The sequence below is a fragment of the Synechocystis sp. PCC 7339 genome, assembly GCF_019924095.1.
Lineage (GTDB): Bacteria > Cyanobacteriota > Cyanobacteriia > Cyanobacteriales > Microcystaceae > Synechocystis.
The window spans coordinates 3,212,785-3,234,630 of record NZ_CP063659.1 but is presented as its reverse complement, the minus strand read 5'-3'; the positions used below and the strand labels follow the sequence as shown (position 1 = coordinate 3,234,630).

Below are 21,846 nucleotides of genomic sequence, written 5' to 3'. Positions count from 1 at the left end.
CAACTAAGGGACAATTGAGACTTTTTAGGGGATACTTTAACCAGATTTAAAACAGTTTTTACTACCTCGAAACAACCAGTTTCTGCCACTCAAAAACTCTGCCTTGAATTTGGGCGTTAAAACTATGTCCGCTTTTTTGCTCGGTTCCGAATCAGAGGAGTTTTTACAAAAAGTGGCTGGGGTGATTCCGGGCTGGTTGTATGGTTTTGTGCAACGTAGTGATGATTCCATTGCCTTTATCTATATCAGCTCCCAAATTGAGGTTGTGCACGAAGTCTCTGCCGCTGCCGTGCTGGCCGATGCCGAGATACTCCTGCGGCAGATCCATCCTGATGACTGGCTCCACTACCGCCAAACTCTGGCCTACAGCCGAGCCACCCTGGAACCATTGTGTTTGGAATGGCGCATCATTACCCCTTCAGGAAAATCGAAATGGTTACGCACCAAGTCTCAACCGGAAAGGTTGCCCAACCAAGATACCATCTGGTTTGGAGTCATTCTGGATGTTACAGCAGAAAAACAGACTGAACAACAATTAAACCAATTAAATAACTATCTGCAACAAAGTGACCAAAAATTTCGCCTCGCTTTCGAAAATGCCAATGTTGGTATGTGCATGGTGGATCTAGAGGGAAATTTGGTCAAAGTTAATAACAAGATGGGAGAAATGTTTGGTTATAGTGCTCAAGAGATGGAAAAAATGACAGTTAATGATTTGGCATTACCGGAAGATAAAAAAGCCAGTCCATCTTTTATTCAACACGCTATTACTGAGCACCAAGACCATGCCGTTTTAGAAAAAAGATATATGCACCGTCAGGGTCATATTATCTATGGAGAAGTTTCCACTTCTTTGGTGCGTGATTCCGACGGCATACCACTATATTTTATATCCTATGTAAAAGATATTACTGAACGAATTGAATATGAACAAGAAATTCTCCGATCTAGGAATGAAATTGAGCAAATCAATCAAGAGCTTGAGGAGAGGGTTAAGCTGAGAACAGCAGAAGTATGTGAACAACAACAATTGTTAAGACTTTATTTTGAGCAATCTATTATCGGTTTAGCCATAGTATCTACCAATAAAACTTGGATTGATGCCAACTCAAAATTTTGCCAAATAGTGGGCTATTCGTTTGAAGAATTAAGAACAAAAAGCTGGGCAGAAATAACCCATCCTGACGATTTAAACTTAGATCTAAGCTATTATCAACGTCTCTTAAAAGGGGAAATAGATGGTTACGAAATTGACAAACGTTATATCCATAAAAATGGCTATTTTATCCACGTAAATCTTGGAGTACAAGCCCATCGTAGACTAGATGGTAACCTTGATTTTTGTGTAGTGATGATTCAGGACATTGGTGATCGTAAGGCTATGGAAAACAGCATCTCTTTGGCTTTGCAGCGGGAAAAGGAGCTAAATGAACTGCGTTCTCAATTCATTACGTCCATCTCTCACCAGTTTCGTACCCCCTTAACAACCATTGCCTGTGCCGCTTCAATTATGGAAAAATTTCAGGAAAAAATCACTAGGGAAAAACAAGGTCAATATCTACATTCCATCCTCAAAAGTGTTAAATATATTGATGAATTAATTAATGACATCACCACAATCAACCTTAATACCGAAGAAGTAGAGCCCATGGTGGTCGATGGAGACTTAATTGATTTTTGTCAGGAATTAATTGATAAAATCGAATATCTCTATACACCATACAAAATTAATTTTTATCCGCACTTAGACATAGATTCAAATACAAAATGCGAGCAAGTTATAGTGAGATTTGATCCTGTATTACTAGCGCCAATTTTGAATCATTTACTGACTAACGGGATTAAGTATTCCCCCACCAATTTCACCATTGATTTTCATCTGCGAGAATCTCCCCACGAAATAATTTTTGATGTTTTAGATTATGGCATCGGCATCCCGAAAACAGATTTGGAAAAAATTTTCGAGCCATTTCAGCGGGGTTCCAACGTGGGGCATATTGCCGGCATTGGCATTGGTTTGACGATCGCCAGAAAATTGGTAACCTTCTATGGGGGCAGAATCGAGATCCAAAGTGAGCTAGGGGAGGGCACCAGGGTGTCTTTATCCATTCCTAAATGGCCCTTTACCAATATCCCATGGGATTCTCCAGCCTGACGGTTGTAGAAAAACTATTAATCTTTCCGGAAATAATGCTGATCATTGCCATACTTTGCCTGGGGTTGTTAGTGTCCCAGGGGGTAGCTAGTTTAATTTTGCTCAGTCGTTTGGTTAAAGGAGCGCGGCGGCGATCGCCATTGACACCAGTATTTCTGCCGGAAGACGGGGTTCGCAATGTCTCAGTAGTAGTACCCACCTTGAATGAGGCGGCCCGGGTAACTCCGTGTTTAGTAGGTTTAGCACAACAGGGGCCACCGTTAAGGGAAATTTTGGTGGTGGATAGTCGTTCCACCGATGGCACCCAGGCAGTGGTACAAGCTAGGCAAAAAGATAATCCCCGTTTGCAACTGCTGACCGATGATCCTTTGCCGGATAACTGGGTGGGGCGACCCTGGGCCTTAAACTATGGTTTTAGGCAGAGTGATGCTGCTAGCGAGTGGATTTTGGGCATTGATGCTGATACCCAACCCCAACCGGGACTAGTGGCCAGTGTGGTGCAAGCGGCACAAGAGGAGGGTTACGATATACTTTCCCTGTCGCCCCAATTTATTTTGCAATCGCCTGGGGAATGGTGGCTGCAACCAGCTTTGTTGATGACTTTGCTCTATCGCTTTGAGTCCGCTGGGGTGAGGCAACAGGCTCCGGAAACAGTGATGGCCAATGGTCAATGTTTTCTCTGTCGGCGATCGGTGCTGGAGGCCTTGCAGGGTTACGAGCTGGCGGCCCGTTCCTTTTGTGATGATGTGACCTTAGCTAGGGCGGCGGCCCAACGGGGTTATCGGGTGGGCTTTTTGGATGGCGCTAACCTAATCCGGGTGAGAATGTACGAAGGCATTGGGGAAACCTGGCGAGAATGGGGGCGATCGCTGGATCTCAAGGATGCTACGGTGCCGGCCCGCCTATGGGCGGAGGTGATTTTTCTGCTATTGGTGCAGGGTTTGCCTATTTTGCTTTTTTCCCTGTTATTGATGCTCTGGGGAGAAAACTTTGATTTTTTAACTCTCCGCTTGGCGATCGCCGTCAATGGCTTTTTACTCCTAATCCGTTCGGCTATGCTATGGGCAATTTACCCTTCCTATTACCGACCTTCGGGGCAGGGAGCCTGGAGCTATTGGCTTTCTCCCCTGGCGGATCCGTTGGCGGTGGCCCGGATTATTATTTCTGCTTCCCAAACTCCCAAACAATGGCGGGGACGAGTTTACCCCGGTGTCTCTTAAGACTGCTCAACTGAATCGGGGAAAGTTAATATTGCTGAAAACTTTACCGACTAACCGCAAAGTTTTACCTCATTCTTCGTTGTCTTGGCCAGATTAATTAATTGCTAATTTTATGGATGCCACTGCTCCCATTCTCCAAGCCCTGGAAAAATTAATTGCCGTAGTGGCTCAACTGCGATCGCCAGAGGGGGGATGCCCCTGGGATTTAGCCCAAACCCAACAAAGTTTAATTCCCTACGTGGTGGAAGAAGCCTACGAAGTGGTCCACGCTCTGCAAAGCCAAGACCAAACGGCGATCGCCGAAGAGTTGGGGGATTTACTGCTCCAGGTGGTGCTCCAAGCCCAAGTCGCCCAGGACTTAGGTCACTTCAATTTGCAACAAGTGGCGGAGGGGATTACCGCAAAACTCATCCGTCGCCATCCCCACGTTTTTGCCGAGGTAACAGTTAGTAATGCTGAGGAAGTAAAAGCCAATTGGCAGGCAATTAAAGCAGAGGAAAAGGGTTTAAACCCCAACCAAGCACAATTTTTAAGCACCAAACTAGAACGCCATAACAGTACGTTGCCCCCTTTGATGGCCAGTAGTAAAATTTCCCGGAAAGCGGCGGCGGTGGGTTTTGAATGGCCAGACATCGACGGTGTATGGGCTAAATTTAGCGAAGAATTAACGGAATTTAAACAGGCTTTAACTACGGAAAACAAAGAACATCAACAGGCAGAATTGGGAGATTTACTATTCACTCTCATTAACCTAGCCCGTTGGTACAATTTAGATGCATCCCTCGCCCTCCACGGCACTAATCAGAGATTTATTCAACGACTCCAATTAATGGAAAAATTTGCTGATCGCCCGTTGGATCAATACAATCTGGAGGAATTGGAAACCCTATGGCAGAGAGCAAAAAAACAACTTAACCAATAAATTCACCATTAATTTCTTCCAATTCTAGAATTGCCCCGTTATCATCCCCTATCCCTGGCGATCGCCTGCTACGGTGAAAGTTCAGTGGAGAGCAATGGAGGAAAACTGGGGCATGAACATCACCAAAACAGACCTAGCCTGGGCAGTAGAACAGGGCTATTTGTCGGCAGAGCAAGCCGAACAATTATGGCAAGCCTGGACAGAACATCAGGGTCTCCCGGCCATGGAGGGTGAAAGGGAACATAGTGATTCCCCACCGTTGCGATTCGACTTTGCCAACGTCGCTTTTTACTTTGGTGCCCTGATTGTCATTGTGGCCATGGTTTTCCTCGGTACTATTGTTTGGGATGCCCTGGGGGGATTTGGTTTATTTACTGTGGCGGTGGTGTATGCAGTGGGTTTAACCCTAGTGGGTCAATGGCTTTATTTTCAGCAAAAATTACCCATCCCCGGCGGTTTGCTAATTACCATCGCCGTTTGGATGACCCCCTTGGCTATTTACGGACTGCAGCAGGGCTTTGGGTTAATTTCCCTCGAAGATCCATCTGTGTACCGCAATTTGCCCACCTGGCTAATCAGCGGCCGTTTTCCCCTGGCCATGGGCACCATTATTGCCAGTTTATTGGCTTTACGCTTCATTCACTTTCCCTTCCTCACCTTTCCCCTCGCTTTTTGCCTCTGGTTCCTCTCCATCGATATTCCCTCCCTTATTTACGGAGAGACAGTCAGTTTCACCACCGCAGCCCACTTGACCCTAGGCTTTGGCATTGTTTGTTTGGCGATCGCCTATGGGGTAGATTTACGCTGGCGACGCAGTCGGGGAGATTACAGCTTTTGGCTCTACCTTTTTGGACTGATTAGTTTTTGGTTTAGCCTCCTGGCCACCGGGCAGGATACGGAATGGTATCGACTGCTTTTTTGCCTCATTAATTTAGGTCTGATGACTTTGTCAATTCTCCTCAAACGACGACTATTTATGGTGTTTGGCGTCATTGGTGTGTTCGGCTACATCAGTTATCTTGCGTTCCAAGTCTTTGCCGATTCCCTCCTCTTCCCCTTTGCTCTTTCTGCCCTGGGCCTAGCCATCATTGCCGTTGGCGTGCTTTACCAAAAACACTACCGGGCCGTGGAAGCCTATTTTGACGACCTACTTCCTCCCCACTGGCGCAATTTTTTACCCAGGGAGAGATAAAGGTTTCAATCAAAAACATATGTTCACACTCCCCAACCAAGCCAGGAAAAGCTTTGGTAGAAAATAAAGCTAAATAACCAAGCAGTGATGAGGGGAATAAGCACAGCCATGGTGGTGTAGGCAAGGGATTTACTTTCGCCCCAAATCGCTCCAAGGGTAGTGAGGCAAGGGATATAGATCAAACTAAATAAACAGTAGCTAAAACCCTGGGCAAAGGTTACTGTGGTGTGGATTTGATCAGAGACTGCGTCGGAATTATTGAGGCCATAAATAACAGTTAGGGCTGCCACTTGAACTTCTTTGGCAACAAAACCAAAAATCAAAGAAATTGTTAAAAAGGGATTGATGCCCAAGGGATTCATGAACGGCTGGAAAAGACTACCGATACGCCCAGCAAAGGTGTCTAAACCCGTACTACCTTGGGGGAAGCTGGTTAAAAACCAAATGAGGCTACTACCAATCACCATAAACATCGATAAACTGGCAACAAACTCCCGCATTTCTCCCCACACTCGCAAAAGCACTTGTCGAAAGGTGGGCAACCGATAAGGAGGCAATTCTAATACGAAGGGGTCCCGAGCTTGGAAATAGCGAAAACGACTTAAAACAGCGGCCACAGTGAAAGCGGCCACAAAACTCATTAAATACAGTAAAAATAGGGCGATCGCCCCTTGGGTGCCGGGCATGACAGCGGCCAGGATGAAAACAAATACCTGCAGGCGGGCAGAACAGAGGGAAAAGGGAATGACCAACATGGCCAAGAGTCGCATTCCTCGGCTACGCATCACCCTAGTGCCCATAATGGCGGGGACATTACAGCCAAAGCCCATCATTTGCAAAACGAAGCTCCGCCCATCTAGCCCCAATCGCCCCATAAGGGCATCCATTAGATAGGCAGCCCGAGAGAGGTAACCACTGCCCTCTAGGATTCCCATGACAATGAAAAATATGGCCACCAAGGGAACAAAGGAAAGCAGGGCAGCAAAACCGGTCCAAATACCGTCCAAGAGTAGTTCTTGCAGGATGGTGGGTAAGGGGGAAAATAACGGTTCTAAAACATTGCTTTGCAGCCAACCGGTGACCACATCCACTGGATCGGCACTGGGCAAACCCACATTCCAAATCATCCAAAATACACCAAACATGGAGGCGAAAAAGATGGGTAGGCCAAAGAAGGGATGGAGCATCACTCCGTCAATGGCATTGGTGAGGGTGCGGGCAGTGGGGGATGGCATCTGCACCACACCGGCCAGGGCCGTTTCCACATCGGCGATCGCCACGGGGTGGTCGGAAAGAACATTAACCAGATCGGGAACTTGGTAGGCTTCCGGTTGCTGCGCCACCACACGACCAATGGCGTCCATAGCCCGGGGACAGCCGGTACCGTATTTCGCGCTAATGGGATACAGGGGCAAGCCAAGCCTTTCCTGGAGGGCAGCCACATCAATTTGCACTCCGTAGCGCTTAGCTTCGTCGGCCAGGTTTAAAAGAGCAATCACTGGAATGCCTAGGATTTTTACCTGGAGGAGCAGACGGATTTGTCGGTCAATTTGGGCCGCATTCACCACTACCACTACTAAGTTGACAGCATAGTCAGCCAGGAAGCGTTGCACTACCCATTCGTCTTCGGAAAAGCCATTGAGGTCATAGATGCCCGGTAGATCAACAAACTCAATGGGTTCCCCTTGCAACGGCACCACCGCCCGGAATAGGTCCACCGTTAACCCTGGCCAGTTGGCGATCGCCGCATTAGCTTTGGTGATCCGGTTGAAGAAAGTGGATTTCCCCGTATTGGGCTGGCCAATAAAAGTAACCCTTTTTCTTACATCAGGACGACTGGACTGGACCGACCCCCGTTGGCAATGACTCACCATAACCGCCCTACTCTCCTAAGGTAATCTGCACCAATTGGGCTTCACTGCGACGCATGGCCACTTCGGTGGTACTACCAATGCGGAGGTGGAGTGGCCCCCCAAGCTGGCCTTACGGAGCAATTGAATCGGTTTATCAGGAATAATTCCCATTGCTTCCATGCGATTAACTAACCCCTCCCCATGGTTTCCCAGTAAAATTTTCTCCACAAAAGCCACCTGACCCACCGATAAATCCAATAACGTCATGGTTTTCCCAAAACTGCAAATAATTCTCAACTATTAAGTTAGCATTATCTGTTCAGAATGAACGTCAAAAATCACTGGAATAATTGTGAGTATAATCACTTACCATTGATTAAATTCCATGCAACCTATGGAAAAATCCTGCCCAAGACAGATGCTGGGAGCATTGCTGTAGATCACCAAAAATCTCCGCAACTATTTGGGACTTAAGCCTCGGTTTGTTAAATCATTAGTGTGGGCTGAGTTAAAGAAAATCTCTGATGGGAGCTAGGATTCCAGCAAAATAGTGCGACCATTCTGATCGGTGCGGTAGACCCAATTTTTTTGCCCTGATTGTATCGTCACCTGCCAGCCTGGGGTCATAACTTGGGCGCACATTTGTCCTTCCTGAACCAAACCAAGGCAACTGTCAGGCCAGGTTTTATTTTCCGAGGACTGGACTTGGAATGCACTAGCTGGTTCACCGGTACGTTGAGCAAGGTCAGCGATAATTTTGTCGGCGATCGCCTGGGGGAGCATGGCAGGTGGGGAAGCTAAAGGACTAGGGGAAGAGGGTTGGTTTGCAATGGTGCCGGAGTTTTGCCCTGGGGGGGATAAACTTTGGTCGGTGTAGGTACAACCCTGGACGAGACCAATACTGAGCAAACTAAACAATAGTAATGTGCCCAGAAACTTGCCGCCATTGGCAGATTTTCTCGGTTGGAAATAGATTAGATGGGGGTCAGGCATTGCACAGATGGGGGGCTACTTACCCGCTAAAGCAGGCTGTTTCCGAGACTTCTGATAACTTTCCACTAGTTGTCGGAAGTGTTCTCCTTCAATGGTTTCTTGATCAATGAGGGCATCCACCAATAAATCCATCAAATTGCGGTTTTCTTCGATGATACGGGTGGCCCGTTGGTGGGCGGCGGTGACAATGGCTTGGATTTCCCGGTCAATGCGGGCGGCAATATCTTCGGAATATTCTGATCGTTTACCCCAATCGCCACCGTTGTAATTGCGATCGCCTTCTTCCTCCAGCGCCACCAAGCCCAGGGAAGACATGCCCAGTTTCGTCACCATTTGCCGAGCTAGGTAAGTGATTTTTTCAATGTCATTACCGGCTCCAGTGGTTACCTCATCGTCGCCAAAAATAACTTCTTCCGCTACCCTGCCCCCCAACAATCCGGCGATGCGGGCAATCATTTGGTTGCGGGTCATTAGGCTTTGGTCTTCATCGGGGGTGAACCAGGTTAAACCTTGGGCTTGACCCCGGGGGATGAGGGTAACTTTTTCCACCGGATCATGGCCAGGACAGAGGGTGCCAATGAGGGCATGGCCGACTTCGTGGTAGGCAATTAACCGCTTGCTTTTACTGTCCACCAAGGGAGTCCCTTCCATACCGGCCACTACCCGGTCAATGGCATCGTTGACTTCCGCCATGGTGATGGCATCCTTGCGCCGCCGAGCAGTGAAAATGGCCGCTTCATTTAACACATTGGCTAAATCTGCCCCGGTAAAGCCTGGGGTTCTACGGGCGATCGCCGCTAACTGGACCTCTTCATGGAGTTTTTTATTTTGGGCATGGATTGCCAGAATTAATTCCCGGCCCTGCACATCGGGATAATCCACCGTCACCTGGCGATCAAACCGTCCCGGCCGCAAAAGGGCTAAATCCAACACATCGGGTCGGTTGGTGGCCGCAATGACAATAATGCCGCTGTTGCCCTCAAAGCCATCCATTTCCGTCAGCAATTGATTGAGGGTCTGTTCCCGTTCATCGTTGCCGCCGCCGTAGCCCACGCCCCGTTGCCGACCCACCGCATCAATTTCATCAATAAACACTAAGCAGGGAGCATTTTCCTTCGCTTTTTTGAACAAATCCCTCACCCGGGAAGCTCCCACCCCCACAAACATTTCCACAAATTCCGAACCGGAAATACTGAAAAATGGCACCCCCGCCTCCCCGGCGATCGCCTTGGCTAATAAAGTTTTGCCTGTACCAGGAGGGCCGATGAGTAGAACACCCCGGGGAATTTTGGCCCCGATGGCAGTAAATTTTTCCGGTTGCTTGAGGAAAGTTACCACTTCCTGCAACTCTTCCTTCGCTTCGTCAATGCCGGCCACATCGTCAAAACCCACCCCAGTTTTTGCTTCCATTTGGAACCGAGCCTTGGATTTACCAAAACTCATGGCCTGCCCCGACGCATTGGCGGATCGACGCACCACCATCACCACCAAACCGATCAAAATGGCGACAACCAGTAAGTTGGTCAACAGGCCATACAGGGCGGAATTATCTGGGGTGCGGTTGATGTCCAAATCGATGGTTTCAGAACGACTCCGCAGGAGGTTGAGCAACTCTGGATTATTGTCTAGCAACTGCACTGTTTGGGGTTTGGAGCCTGGGGGCGCATCCTTGAGCGTGACGATCGCCTGGCGGCGGTTGGTGTCCACTTCCACTTTGGCCACCTGATTGGCTTTGATGGCGTCGATCAGCTGCCCATAGTTCATTTTGGGTTCAGCAGAACGGGAGGAGCCGGAGCCCAAAAAAGAGCGGGGGCTTTCCCCTCCATTGCTGGAGCTAGGGGATTGGGCCGGACTAGGACTGACCTTAGGTTGGCTTCCATTTCCCCCTTCCTGGGCCAGGGTGGATACCGGTAGAACTAGGGTGCCAGCTACCAGTAAACCCATCCCCAAACGGTGCCAAAAGCGGCTAGGGCTGGAGAAAAAATGGCGATCGGAACGGGGACGATGACTCATGGACGTTTTAAACTAAAAAAATTCCAGCAGAGGGGAAAAACTCCAATCCCCATGATAGCTTGGGTCTTTAATTAGCAAAATGTAACGAACTGCTTTAACTATGGTTTTGACTCCCTCCACCATGCTTGCCCTCGGTACCCAAGCGCCGGATTTTTCCCTTGTGGACGTGACCACAGACCAATCCCTAACCCTAGGGGAAGCCATGGGAGAAAAGGGGCTATTGGTCATGTTCATCTGTTGCCATTGTCCCTTTGTGAAACACATCCAAGCCCAGTTGAGTCAGTTGGGCAAGGATTACCAAAACTCCGGCCTAGCCATGGTGGCCATCAGCGCTAACGATGCGGAAAAGTACCCCGATGACGCCCCCTCCGGCTTGAAAAAAATGGCCCAGGATTGGGACTATCGCTTCCCGGTGCTATACGACGAAACCCAGGCGATCACCAAAGCCTACCGAGCGGCCTGCACCCCCGACTTCTTTTTGTTTAATGCCCAGGGTAAATTAGCTTACCGGGGCCAGTTGGACGACAGTCGTCCCAGTAATGGTTTACCCGTGACCGGGGTAGACCTAAGACAGGCGATGGATTTAGTGCTGGCCGGCAGCCCCGTACCGGCGGAACAAAAACCCAGCATTGGCTGCAACATTAAGTGGAAACCGGGTAATGAACCCAATTATCAAAGCAATTAGGGAGCCAAAAATCCAAGGGGGAGTAACCCCTGTGCCAAAATAACGGGAGAGTAATTGTGACAGGGCAAAGGCATTCCGGTGGAAAAAGGCAAACTAATTGAATTCCGACATCAAGGAGAACGGCGGTTGGCGGTGGTCGATCGCCCGGACGGTAAAAAGGATTGGGTGGTCATCGACCAACAGGGGCAAAGCCATAAACTAAAGCCCCAGCGGGTGGAGTACGAAATTCCCGGCGGCCCCTATACCACCGACGATTTGCCTAGTTTTTTAGGGGAAGTGGAACCTTATCTCGACCCTTCTAGTTTGGAGGTGGCCTGGGAATTGTTAGTGGAAGATGGGGAAAGCATTACCCCGGCGGATTTAGCCCTACTATTATTTTCTGGCCAGAACCCCAGCCAATGCTATGCCGCCCATGCCCTGCTAGCGGAAGATAAGCTCTACTTCAAACAAAAAGGCGATCGTTACGAACCCCGCCCCAGCGTTCAAATCGAAGAAATTAAACACCAAATGCGGGTGCAAGCCCAAAAAGAAGAGGAACAACAGGGCTTTATTGACCGGGTGAACCAAGTCCTAGCCGGAGAAACCGTAACTTGGCAAGGGAGCGATCGCCTACGGCTAGAGGCCCTGGAGAAATTCATCCTTTTCCCAGACCAAAACCATCGCCAGGCCTTGGATATTTTGCAAAGCCTTGGTAAACCCGGCCGCACCGACGAAACCCAAAACCTCCTGATAGAATTAGGCATCTGGCAACGCCATGAAAATCTCTTTTTGCGTCGTAGTGCTTACCCCAACCAATTCCCCGCCAAGGTATCTGATGTGGCCCATGCTTACCTAACCAATCCTCCCCCCGACCCCGACCAAGAACGCCTCGATCTAACCGGCTTGAAGACCTACACCATTGACGATGAAAGCACTTCGGAAATTGATGACGGCCTGAGCGTGGAAACCTTGGCGGACGGCGGCCATCGGCTTTGGATCCATGTGGCTGACCCCACCCGACTGTTGACCCCCAACGACGAACTAGATTTAGAAGCCCGTAAGCGCAGCACCAGTCTTTACCTCCCCACGGGCATGATTTCCATGTTTCCGCCGGCATTGGCCACGGGGCCCATGAGCTTACTCCAGAGCCAGCGGTGCGTAGCCCTCAGCTTTGGGGTGATTTTAGACGAAGTCGGAGCGGTGAGGGATTTTACCATTGCCCCCAGTTGGGTAAAGCCGACCTATCGCCTCACCTATGAGGATGTGGACGAAATGTTGGTGCTGAAAATCCAAGGGGAACCGGAATTGCCCCTACTGGCAGAAGCGGCTAAAAAACGGGCCCAATGGCGTAAATCCCAGGGGGCCATCACCATCAAAATGCCGGAAGCCATCATCAAGGTCAACGCTGACGAAGAAGTGCAAATATATCTCCAGGAAACCTCTGTTTCTCGGCAACTGGTGGCGGAAATGATGATCCTAGCCGGGGAGGTGGCGGGCCGTTTTTCCCAAGAGCATGGCATTCCGGTGCCATTTCGGGGCCAACCCCAACCAGAATTGCCTTCCGATGAGGAGTTATTATCTTTGCCGCCAGGCCCTGTGCGGGAATGTGCGGTGCGCCGTTGTATGCCCCGTAGTGAGGTAGGTATTACCCCCAGTCGCCATGCCAGTTTGGGGTTAGACCTCTATTCCCAAGCCACTTCCCCTATCCGTCGCTACACCGATTTGATTACCCATTTTCAAATTAAGGCCTATCTGCGGGGGGAACCTTTGCCCTTCTCTGGGGAACAAGTACAGGAAATTTTATATAGCGTTATGCCCTCTTCTAAGGAAGCCACCCTGGTAGAACGGCAAACTAACCGCTACTGGAGCTTGGAATTTCTGCGGCGCAACATCAATGAGGTCTGGCAGGGAGTAATGCTCCGTTGGTTACGGGAGGATGATGGTCTGGGGTTAATTCTCCTGGAAGAGTTGGGACTGGAACTCCCCCACCGGTTTGACCGCCCCATTTCCCCTGGCGATCGCCTGAGCTTGAAAGTTAGTAATGCCGATCCCCATCGGGACGAAATTCGTTTTCGGGAATTGCTGGCCAACGAAGCCTAAACCAAAGGTTTTTAGTACTCAAAATAACCGTTAAGCCCCCTCGCCTAATTCATTAATCTGGGGGTCATTTTTAGAATGGTTGAATGGAGCAAAAGGCTTTTTTTGCTGACACCGAATTAAAACTCCAGGATTTTTTTCATTTCCATAGCTGGGCAAGGAACACCCCCCGGAAAATTAAGGACTGATGCTCTTAAGTGGTAATTACACCGGGGGAATATTAAACAAAAAAAATAATTCACAAGTGCTCTTTTTTGGGGACAATTCAAAGTCTGCTTCCCACTTACGTAATTAAAGGTACGTAGCTAAAAGGAATCAAATTCTATGTTAAACAGGGGAATTTGGCCATGGCAAATGTAGCAATAGATACTAACAAAGGAATAAGTTTCGCATAGATTGGAATGCAAAAACAATCAAGCATATCTGGCTAGTGTACAGATTAGATAGTGCTTGATTTTGGGGAGAGTATGGAGTTAAACTCTACTCGTTGATTTCCGTTGTTCCCACGATAAAAAAGTAGTTAACTTAGGATTAAGAAAATAGTTAACTTAGAATTAATAATAATTGACGGGTTTTACTTCACCCTTGATGGACTTTTTTGCCCAACCGCCATTGTTGTCCTATGCATTCTCCCCTGTCTTCTTCCCCGGCTACGAACCAGACTCCATTGGAGCTGGCCTATTCCCCGCCGCCTCCCCCTAATGTTATGGAAGCCTCAGCGTCACCGGTTACTGAAAATCCAAACCTCTATCAGATTTTGCAGAGTCTCATCGCTAATGAGAGTTCGGGTAAGCTCATTGTCCATAGTCGGGCTAACCCTGATGTTCAATGGCGCATTTATCTTGGCAATGGCCGCATTCACTATGCCGGGAGTGACCAGGGACAACGGGAAAGACTCAATTACCTTTTTCAGCGGTATATTCCCACAAAAAATATTCGTCTGGAAGAGCCCATTGCAAGCGACTATCAGTACCTCTGTGAGTTGTGGGATTCTCAACAGTTTTCCTTTCAAGAAATTCGTTCCATTCTGGCCAAGTTGACCCAGGAAGCGTTGGTACAAATTCTTTCCCTATCCCAGCCCGTGTGTGTGTTTGAAGAAACGGTGGGTTTGGATCGTTTATTGCTCTATCTTGATTTCAAGCAGTTGATGCAACCTGCCACCCAGGAGATTAAACATTGGCTCAAGGTCCGTACTGCGCTCAATTCTCCTTTTCAACGGGCGATCGCCGACAATGTGGATGCAATTTTGCCTGGACTGTGTAAGCTTGAGCACATCACCAGCGACTTGCTGAACCGCTACCAAAAACTGCCGGAATTGGTGGCACAGGAAATGTGTGTGTATGAAATTGCCGAATCCCTAAACACCAGCACCCTGAACGTGGCGATCGTTCTCAAAACCCTAGTGGACCAAGGGATCATCTCCATGGGCCCCTACGAACCCCAGGAAGAAGATAATCGCCCTGTCATTGCCTGCGTGGATGACAGCCCCTCTATTCAAAGGGTGGTGAGCTTTGCCCTCGAAGCCACGGGCTTTAAGGTGATCAACATTAAACAGGCCGCCAGTGCCCTAACCACTTTGATGCACGCCAAACCGGCCCTGATTTTAATGGACATCAATATGCCCGACATTGACGGCTATCAACTGTGTAGTATTTGCAATAAATCCGAGGCTCTCAAACATATTCCCATTGTGATGTTGACCGGCCGCAGTGGGGTTTTAGACCGGGTAAAGGCCAAAATGCACGGTTCTGTTGGCTATATTTGCAAGCCCTTCCAGCCCCAGGAATTGGTGGAAACAGTGCAGAGCTTTATTTCCGTTAATCCCATGACGGTTTAACTAATATCACTAACTGCCTGGGGAGAGGTTGAATTATGGAGTCAAATTTTAAATCTAATGCCTAAACCAGACTCAAATTAATCACCAAGATTGCTGTCACTAGTTTATGATTATTACCGTTAAGAATTGTCTAGGGAGATACCAGTGAAAACTGTTTTAGTTGTGGAAGATACCAAATCTGACCAATTATTGGTTCAGGGCCTTTTGAAATCCATGGGCACAGAAACGGTCATTTGCAACAATGCTGATGAGGCTCTGGATTGGCTAGACAAAAACAAGGTGCCGGACTTAATCATGCTGGACATCGTGATGCCGGATGTTAGTGGTTATGATCTGTGCCGCAAAATTCGCGGCGAATTAGCCCTGGAGGATGTGCCCATTGTTTTCTGCTCCACTAAAAATGAGGACTATGACCGGTTTTGGGCCCTGCGGCAGGGGGGCAATGCTTACTTAATCAAGCCCTATAGCCCCATCGAGTTAATGAAAACTGTTAAGCCCTATATTTCCTAAAATTTGCCAATGCTGACTATGGTGATGGGGTTATGGTAGAGGACTATTTTTGGATTGACTTAGGCTTGGCCCTGACGGTGGCTATTCCCTTGACGAAAACTAGGGAGGTATTATCGTTCTCCCTGAGTTCCCTTTGCCTGATTCCTGGGGTGAGACCGGAGTTACTGGGGGTGAGTAATCAACGGGGAAATCTGCTTTGGGTAATGGATTTGCCCCGCCTATTGTCCCCGGCCACGGCTAAACCCCTCAATTACCGTACCTTGAACAATACTAAGGCGGTGGTGCTGGTGGGGGAATCTGCTCAGGTGGCGGCGATCGCCGAAGGGTTGAAGGGGATTGTCAGCTTTGAACCGGGGGAAATTAAGCCCCTGCGGGAACCTTTTTTATTGGGGGAAGGCAACAAAGATGGGGAAACCATTCTCATTTTGGATGTGGATCAGATTTTTGCTTGGCTCCAGGGTGGTGGTTTTATTAAACCTCTTTATCCATTGGAGAGATAGGCATTGGGCTCACCTACATTTTTATGCAAATTTTTGCTTGACCTTATCCTTACTTGATCTCCCTTAACAAAGCCTTAATTTTCATCGTTGATCCTGAAACTGCCCTGACCCATTGCCTAGTTGTTTTTTAATTACTTTTAATTGCCATGGTTAGTATCTCCACTAAACCCCAATTTTCCCAAGAGATTCTGGAATTGCAAGCAATGGCCATGGCGGCCCCAGACGATCTGTTTGCCCAGATTGTGCTGGCCGGTGCTTTACAGCAAGAGGGTTTTTGGGAGGAAGCGGCCCAGTATTATCATCGGGCCCAGGAATTGGACAGTGACGGCATTTATGGAGAAACCATCAGTAAGGCCTTAGCGGAAATTCAACCCCATTTACCAGCGGTGGAGGAAGTTTCGGCAATTCCCCAACCCTTGTCCGAAGAAGAGAAAAAACAAGCCTATCCGCTGGAAATTCTCATGCTCCAGGAGACGGTTCAAGACAGACCCGATGATTTAGTCGCCCACATTAGCTTTGCCAGTGCCCTAGAAGCAGGGGGATTTTTAGCCGACGCCCTCCAAGCCTACGAAGATTTGAAAATTAAGGATGAGGAGGGAATTTTTCACGCTACCTGTGACCAGGCGATCGCCGGCATTGAAGCCCAACTGGCCGACCCCGAGCGGGTTTCCCAGGGCACGGGCTGGACAGGAACCCTAAAATACGCCGCCGCCACCGATGACTTAGCTCTAGACGAAGAGCGGTCTAACCTGACGTTGCAAAAACGCTGGTCTAACCTCCCCATTGCGGCTAAACAATTCACTGCCCTGTTGGTTTCCAGTGCCCTAACCGTAGTTGCAGTGGTGGGCACCGGGATGATGATTGCCATTTCTTCAGGCAGATTCCAGCTCAAAAATCAAACCCTGGCAGAATTGGTTGTTACCGAGGGTAACTACAACATTAAAATTGACCAGATGAGTTTTGGTTTTCGGGGTCAATCCGATAACCTTGCTATTATTCAAGCGGCTCGACTCTATAGCGAAAGGCAAACGATTCCTGCTCCTTTGGCGGCCCAGGTGCGGGGCATTTTGAAAAATGAGGTCGCATCGAGGAATATCGAATATGCTACCCTCGTCGGTCAAGATCAAAGAATTATTGCCAGTGCCAATGCCCAACGGAACGGACAAATATTTGACCCCAGCAATCTTGTGACTCTACGGATGGGTTATCCGGGACAAATTAAATTCAGCACCGTTGTCAGCAAAGAAGAACTAGAAAAGGAATTGCCCCCCGGCATCGAAACACTGGAGCAGGACAATGCCCTCATTCGCTATACCGTCACCCCTGTGCAGGATCCCCAATCAAAGAAAAACATTGGTACTTTAATTGCTGGGGATGTTGTTAATGGCAAGGATGTCATTGTGAAAAACACAGTGGACGATTTTGATGGTGGTTACAGTGCGGTTTATTACATAGACCCCAATGGGGAGATTCAATTGGCCACCTCTAGCCTCAAAACTGGCAGTGGTCAAGCCACAAAAACCTATGAAAATGTTCCCTTCCCAGATTCAGAATTACTGAAAAAGGCCCAAGAAAACCCAGATACTCCCTTGGTGGGAAGAATTACCGTGGAAGGGGAGCCTTTAACTGTAGCGATTAAAGTTATCAAGGACATTAAGGGTCAACCCTTGGCTCTGATTGTCCGGGGCACCTCTGAAGTTGAATTTAATGATCTGCTGGAAAGAACTCTTCTACTGCAAATTGGGGTAGGGGCAGTGGCCCTGTTGGTGGCGGCTATTATTGCCTATTGGTTAGGAAAAACATTGACAAAACCCCTGAAAAACTTACAGACCACAGCCCGGAAGTTAGGGGAAGGGGACACCGGTGTGCGGGCAGAAGTGGAATCCAAGGACGAAGTGGGACAACTAGCTGTTACTTTTAACGCTATGGCAGAACAAATTGAGGCTTCCACCCAATCTCTACAGGAAACATCCCTAGAGCGGCAACAGGAGGCGGAAAATCAACGGCGCCAAAAAGAAGAACTCCAAGACGGAGTGGTGCGGTTGTTGACGGACATTGAAGAATCTTCCCGGGGGGATTTGACTGTGCGCAGTTCGGTGGAAGCCGGGGCAGTGGGGGCGATCGCCGATGCCTTCAATGCTACTTTGGCGGGGTTGAGAAAACTGGTTAAACAGGTGGTGGATACAGCAACGGAGGTAAGTGGCCAGGCCCAGGAAGATAGTGAGGAAATCACCAATTTGTCTGACAATGCCCTGGAGCAGGCCCGGGCTCTGGAATCGGCCACGGCTTCGGTGGCGGAAATGGCCCAATCCATTGAGTCCGTAGCTAAAAGTACCCAAACGGCAGCGGCGATCGCCAAACAGGGTAACGAAGCGGCCCAACAGGGGCAAAACACCATGGACCAAACGGTGGACAGTATCTATAAGGTGCGGGGACGGGTAGCAGAAATTTCTAAAAAATCAAAACGATTGGCGGAGTCTTCCCTGGAAATTTCCAAAATTGTCGGGATTATTTCCGGCATCTCCGAAAAAACGAACTTGTTGGCTTTTAACGCCTCCATTGAAGCCGCTCGGGCAGGGGAAAACGGTCAGGGCTTCCGGATTGTTGCCGATGAGGTACGGCGTCTAGCAGAAATGGTCACCCTTTCTGCCCAGGAAATCGAACAGGTAATTCTGAGCATCCAAGAAGAAACTTCCCAAATGAGCCAACTAATGGAAGAAAGCACCAACGAGGTGGTCACCGGCACCCAACTGGTGCAAAAAACCAAGGAAACGCTACAAAACCTAGCTCAGATTAGTGAAGAAATTGACACGGTACTTGACTCCATTTCTCGCAACACCGAGTCCCAACGGTTGGCCTCCCAGACGGTGACAGAAACGGTACAGAACGTAGCCAGTGTGGCGAAATCCACCTCCGATAAATCTCAGCAGGTGTCCCAATCCCTCCAGTCCTTGGCTAAAACCGCTGTGGAACTACAAACCGCCGCAGGTAAATTCAAAGTGGAATAATCAAAATTTTTTAATGCTTCGTCCAAACGCCTAACTCTCCATTTGGTCAACGTATGTTTGATGCCGCCACCCTCGCCGCCATTACCGCCGAAGCTCGCCAGGCCTTTCTGGAGGAAGATGCGCCGGAATGTTTAGAACAGTTGACAGTGGGTTTCCAGTCCTTGGAACAGGTGTTGAACTCTGCCGGAGATGCCCAGCAACGCCAGAAGTTAATCCAAGATATGGGACGGGCGGCCCATTCCCTAAAGGGAGGAGCAGGCATGTCGGCCCTCACTCCCCTGCAGACCCTTTGCCATCGCCTAGAGGATTTATTTGAGGCCTTGGAACAGGGAAGGGTGGAAGATACCTCCGTGGCAGTGGGTTTAATTGGCATGACCATTGAAGAAACCCAGGCCATGGTGGAGTTGGCTAACAGTGGCCAGTTGCTGGATACAGACGAGCCACCGGAACTGGCCTTGGCCCTGGGAGAATTTTTGGCCACCTGTCAACCCCAACCTAACCAGGGGGAAACAGTCAATGGCAATGTGTCTCAATTTGTGCGGACTTCCCTTTCGGTGGAATTGGAGGCTTGTTTAGAGCGGGTGGAACGCCGGTTGGAACGGGGCGGCACCGCCGAGGAATTGCGGGAAAGTTTTAGTCTTTTGCTGGAGGAATGTACTCTCCTGGGTCAGGCCCTTAGCTGTGAATGGCTAGAGGAAACCGCCAAGGAATTCCGGGCTCAACTAGCCGAGCCTGCCTTGGATTTGCCCAGCTTTATCCCTCCGGCGATCTCCACGTTGAGATCCCTGAGGGCGCAGTTTCTAGCAGGGGAATTAACGCCCCCAGTAGATCCGACTCCGTCTGCCCCAACCCCAGTGGCCGTCGTAGAAGCCCCAACGCCTATGACCATAGCCCAGGCAGAGCCAGTACAAAAAGTACCTATTACCGCGTCAGTTCAGGCCCCTGTCACATCCGCCCCCGCAGTTAAGCCGACCACTAGCCGCCAAACTCTCCGTATTCCCCTCGATCGCCTCAATAAACTGAGTAACACAGTCAGCGAATTGCTCATCAACCAGGAAAGGTTATTGGAATACGACAAACAACTGCGTCAGGCCAGTCGTAATTTGAAAAAACGGGGACAGCAGTTAATCCCCATGCGAGAACAGGTGGAGTCTCTCTATGACGAACTGTCCTTTAGTGACCAAACCAAAGTCGTCCCCGGCAACGGTGGGGGTGGCAGTGACGGCCAAAATAGTCTGGGCATAGCGGGGTTAGTGGATTTTGATGCCCTAGAAATGGATAGTTACACCGCTGTCCACGGCATTCTGCAGAGGTTTCAGGAACTAATGGTGCAGGTGCAGGAAATCCAGGAAGACGTGGATTTAGTGGAACGGGATTTACAGGAAACCTTGATTCAAATGAGTCAATCCCTCCATCAATTGGATAGTGAGTTGACCCAATCCCGTCTGGTTCCCTTTCGAGGCCTGGCCCAATCCTTTGCCCAACCTCTAGAAAAATTAGGCGATCGCCATAAAAAACCAATACAGTTTGTGGTTGAAGGGAAAAATACCCTGGTCGAAGTGGCTATTTTGGATCAGTTACGCACCCCCCTAACCCATTTAATTCGCAACGCCTTTGACCATGGCCTAGAATTTGTGCCGGAACGCCAAGCCCAGGGCAAATCCCCCCAGGGCACCATTACCCTCAGCGCCAGCACAGCTAATAACCAAGTTTTAATCACCGTGACGGACGATGGCCGAGGCATTGACCCAGAAAAAATTGCCCGCAAAGCAGTGGAATTGGGTTGGCTAACGGAGGCAGAGTTGGGGAACATGGCCGAAGCCAAAATACTAGATTTTCTTTTCCAGCCGGGATTTTCCACCGCGGCGGAGGTTAGCAGCCTGTCCGGCCGAGGCCTGGGGTTAGATATTGTCAAGCAGATGATCGAAGCTCTGCGGGGAACATTGACGGTGGAAACTAAACTGGGCCAGGGCAGCCGCTTTCTCATCCGTATTCCCCTCAGCCTCAATATTGTGCCCCTACTGTTGGTTCGCTATCAGCAACGGTTACTGGCGTTTCCTTCCGAAAGTGTGTTGCGTATTTTGCCCCTGGATGATCACCCTATTACCAATGGCCGGGTGGAATGGCAGTCTCAAATTATGGAAGCTCGCCCCCTGGATGAGGTGTTGCCCCAAATTTATCCCCAGGGTTTTAGCCCTTCCCCCGGTTTACCCCATAAAGTTGGCCTCATGGTCAATCTTGGCGATCGCCCAGCATTGTTAACGGTGGAACAAATTGTCGATGAACGGCCCCTAGTTGTAAAAGCCCTAGATGCCATCACTCCTATTCCTTCCTATGTGGCGGGTTGCACTGTGTTGGGAACTGGGGATGTGGTGCCTGTATTAATTCCCAACAATTTTGCTGTGCTTTGGCGTATGGAACCCACCCTTACCCAAGCCCCAAGCGTCGTTGGCACTGGCCAGACAACGATTCTAGTCATAGACGACTCTGTCACAGTACGGCGGACTCTACAACGGGTGTTGGGAGGCACTTTCCGTTTGATCCAATGTCGGGACGGCAAAGAAGCCTGGGATTTGCTCAACCGGCAGAACCAAGGCATTGATTTAGCCCTGTGTGACATCGAAATGCCTAATATGGACGGCTTTAGCCTCCTGCAATTAGTGCGGGCCCACCGAGTATGGCATAGCTTGACCGTGATTATGCTTACTTCCAGGGAAAATCCCCTCCACCGTAACCGAGCCCAGGCCCTAGGGGCCAGTGGCTACCTCACCAAACCGTTTCAACCAAACCAACTACTAGATACCATCGATCAATTTTTGGCAGAAACTGCTAAGCCCGACTTTTTGTGAAGAGCAGTGGAGTGGGTGACTACGTCAGCCATT

15 protein-coding genes are annotated in these 21,846 nt (G+C 49.3%); 11 read left to right on the top strand and 4 right to left on the bottom strand.

All coding sequences use genetic code 11. The features are described 5' to 3' along the window. Positions 1–124: 124 nt before the first annotated feature. The 4 genes from IQE94_RS15225 to IQE94_RS15210 all read left to right on the top strand — a co-directional run bounded on the left by IQE94_RS15225 (position 125) and on the right by IQE94_RS15210 (position 5,489). The gene (locus IQE94_RS15225; protein ID WP_223342251.1) at positions 125–2,155 is read left to right on the top strand and encodes a PAS domain-containing sensor histidine kinase; all 2,031 of its coding nucleotides are present in this window, start codon (positions 125–127) and stop codon (positions 2,153–2,155) included. 35 nt (positions 2,156–2,190) lie between these two features. Further along, complete coding sequence (gene cruG, locus IQE94_RS15220; protein WP_212720488.1) at positions 2,191–3,375, top strand: 2'-O-glycosyltransferase CruG; 1,185 nt, start codon at positions 2,191–2,193, stop codon at positions 3,373–3,375. A gap of 112 nt (positions 3,376–3,487) precedes the next feature. After that, positions 3,488–4,297 (top strand): nucleoside triphosphate pyrophosphohydrolase, encoded by an 810-nt coding sequence (gene mazG / locus IQE94_RS15215; RefSeq protein WP_212720490.1) that lies wholly within the window; start codon positions 3,488–3,490, stop codon positions 4,295–4,297. 112 nt (positions 4,298–4,409) lie between these two features. Next, on the top strand, positions 4,410–5,489 hold the full coding sequence (locus IQE94_RS15210; protein ID WP_223342250.1) for a DUF2157 domain-containing protein: 1,080 nt from the start codon (positions 4,410–4,412) through the stop codon (positions 5,487–5,489). A 23-nt stretch (positions 5,490–5,512) separates the two neighbouring features. Here IQE94_RS15210 and feoB read toward each other — a convergent pair whose 3' ends face one another. From feoB to ftsH1, 4 genes are all read right to left on the bottom strand, one after another. Beyond that, positions 5,513–7,363, bottom strand: a complete 1,851-nt coding sequence (gene feoB, locus IQE94_RS15205; RefSeq protein WP_212720494.1) for a ferrous iron transport protein B — start codon at positions 7,361–7,363, stop codon at positions 5,513–5,515. Positions 7,364–7,378: 15 nt separating this feature from the next. Next, positions 7,379–7,609, bottom strand: a complete 231-nt coding sequence (locus IQE94_RS15200; protein ID WP_223342249.1) for a FeoA domain-containing protein — start codon at positions 7,607–7,609, stop codon at positions 7,379–7,381. Between the two features lie 264 nt (positions 7,610–7,873). Next, positions 7,874–8,335 carry a hypothetical protein gene (locus tag IQE94_RS15195; RefSeq protein WP_212720498.1) on the bottom strand — a complete coding sequence of 154 codons (462 nt, stop codon included), beginning with the start codon at positions 8,333–8,335 and terminating at the stop codon, positions 7,874–7,876. A 15-nt stretch (positions 8,336–8,350) separates the two neighbouring features. After that, entirely contained in the window at positions 8,351–10,348 is a 1,998-nt protein-coding gene (ftsH1, locus tag IQE94_RS15190) for an ATP-dependent zinc metalloprotease FtsH1 (protein ID WP_212720501.1), read from the bottom strand. 100 nt (positions 10,349–10,448) lie between these two features. Here ftsH1 and IQE94_RS15185 point away from each other — a divergent pair, with 100 nt between their 5' ends. The 7 genes from IQE94_RS15185 (at position 10,449) to IQE94_RS15155 (ending at position 21,813) form a co-directional block, all read left to right on the top strand. Continuing rightward, positions 10,449–11,033, top strand: coding sequence for a thioredoxin family protein (locus IQE94_RS15185; RefSeq protein ID WP_212720502.1), 585 nt, complete (start codon positions 10,449–10,451; stop codon positions 11,031–11,033). Positions 11,034–11,111: 78 nt separating this feature from the next. Further along, positions 11,112–13,112 carry a ribonuclease catalytic domain-containing protein gene (locus IQE94_RS15180; RefSeq protein WP_223342248.1) on the top strand — a complete coding sequence of 667 codons (2,001 nt, stop codon included), beginning with the start codon at positions 11,112–11,114 and terminating at the stop codon, positions 13,110–13,112. Between the two features lie 619 nt (positions 13,113–13,731). Then, positions 13,732–14,946, top strand: a complete 1,215-nt coding sequence (locus IQE94_RS15175; RefSeq protein WP_223342247.1) for a response regulator — start codon at positions 13,732–13,734, stop codon at positions 14,944–14,946. A 144-nt stretch (positions 14,947–15,090) separates the two neighbouring features. Continuing rightward, positions 15,091–15,456 (top strand): PleD family two-component system response regulator, encoded by a 366-nt coding sequence (locus tag IQE94_RS15170; protein WP_190598658.1) that lies wholly within the window; start codon positions 15,091–15,093, stop codon positions 15,454–15,456. A 32-nt stretch (positions 15,457–15,488) separates the two neighbouring features. After that, complete coding sequence (locus IQE94_RS15165; protein WP_212720511.1) at positions 15,489–15,956, top strand: CheW domain-containing protein; 468 nt, start codon at positions 15,489–15,491, stop codon at positions 15,954–15,956. A gap of 146 nt (positions 15,957–16,102) precedes the next feature. Next, positions 16,103–18,964, top strand: coding sequence for a methyl-accepting chemotaxis protein (locus IQE94_RS15160; RefSeq protein ID WP_212720513.1), 2,862 nt, complete (start codon positions 16,103–16,105; stop codon positions 18,962–18,964). 53 nt (positions 18,965–19,017) lie between these two features. Beyond that, the gene (locus IQE94_RS15155; protein WP_212720515.1) at positions 19,018–21,813 is read left to right on the top strand and encodes a hybrid sensor histidine kinase/response regulator; all 2,796 of its coding nucleotides are present in this window, start codon (positions 19,018–19,020) and stop codon (positions 21,811–21,813) included. The last annotated feature ends 33 nt before the right edge of the window (positions 21,814–21,846 follow it).

Coding starts and splice junctions, on each gene's coding strand:
- IQE94_RS15225 (WP_223342251.1), top strand. CDS start 125: ATGTCCGCTTTTTTGCTCGGTTCCGAATCAGAGGAGTTTTTACAAAAA.
- cruG (WP_212720488.1), top strand. CDS start 2,191: ATGCTGATCATTGCCATACTTTGCCTGGGGTTGTTAGTGTCCCAGGGG.
- mazG (WP_212720490.1), top strand. CDS start 3,488: ATGGATGCCACTGCTCCCATTCTCCAAGCCCTGGAAAAATTAATTGCC.
- IQE94_RS15210 (WP_223342250.1), top strand. CDS start 4,410: ATGAACATCACCAAAACAGACCTAGCCTGGGCAGTAGAACAGGGCTAT.
- feoB (WP_212720494.1), bottom strand. CDS start 7,363: ATGGTGAGTCATTGCCAACGGGGGTCGGTCCAGTCCAGTCGTCCTGAT.
- IQE94_RS15200 (WP_223342249.1), bottom strand. CDS start 7,609: ATGACGTTATTGGATTTATCGGTGGGTCAGGTGGCTTTTGTGGAGAAA.
- IQE94_RS15195 (WP_212720498.1), bottom strand. CDS start 8,335: ATGCCTGACCCCCATCTAATCTATTTCCAACCGAGAAAATCTGCCAAT.
- ftsH1 (WP_212720501.1), bottom strand. CDS start 10,348: ATGAGTCATCGTCCCCGTTCCGATCGCCATTTTTTCTCCAGCCCTAGC.
- IQE94_RS15185 (WP_212720502.1), top strand. CDS start 10,449: ATGGTTTTGACTCCCTCCACCATGCTTGCCCTCGGTACCCAAGCGCCG.
- IQE94_RS15175 (WP_223342247.1), top strand. CDS start 13,732: ATGCATTCTCCCCTGTCTTCTTCCCCGGCTACGAACCAGACTCCATTG.
- IQE94_RS15165 (WP_212720511.1), top strand. CDS start 15,489: ATGGTAGAGGACTATTTTTGGATTGACTTAGGCTTGGCCCTGACGGTG.
- IQE94_RS15160 (WP_212720513.1), top strand. CDS start 16,103: ATGGTTAGTATCTCCACTAAACCCCAATTTTCCCAAGAGATTCTGGAA.
- IQE94_RS15155 (WP_212720515.1), top strand. CDS start 19,018: ATGTTTGATGCCGCCACCCTCGCCGCCATTACCGCCGAAGCTCGCCAG.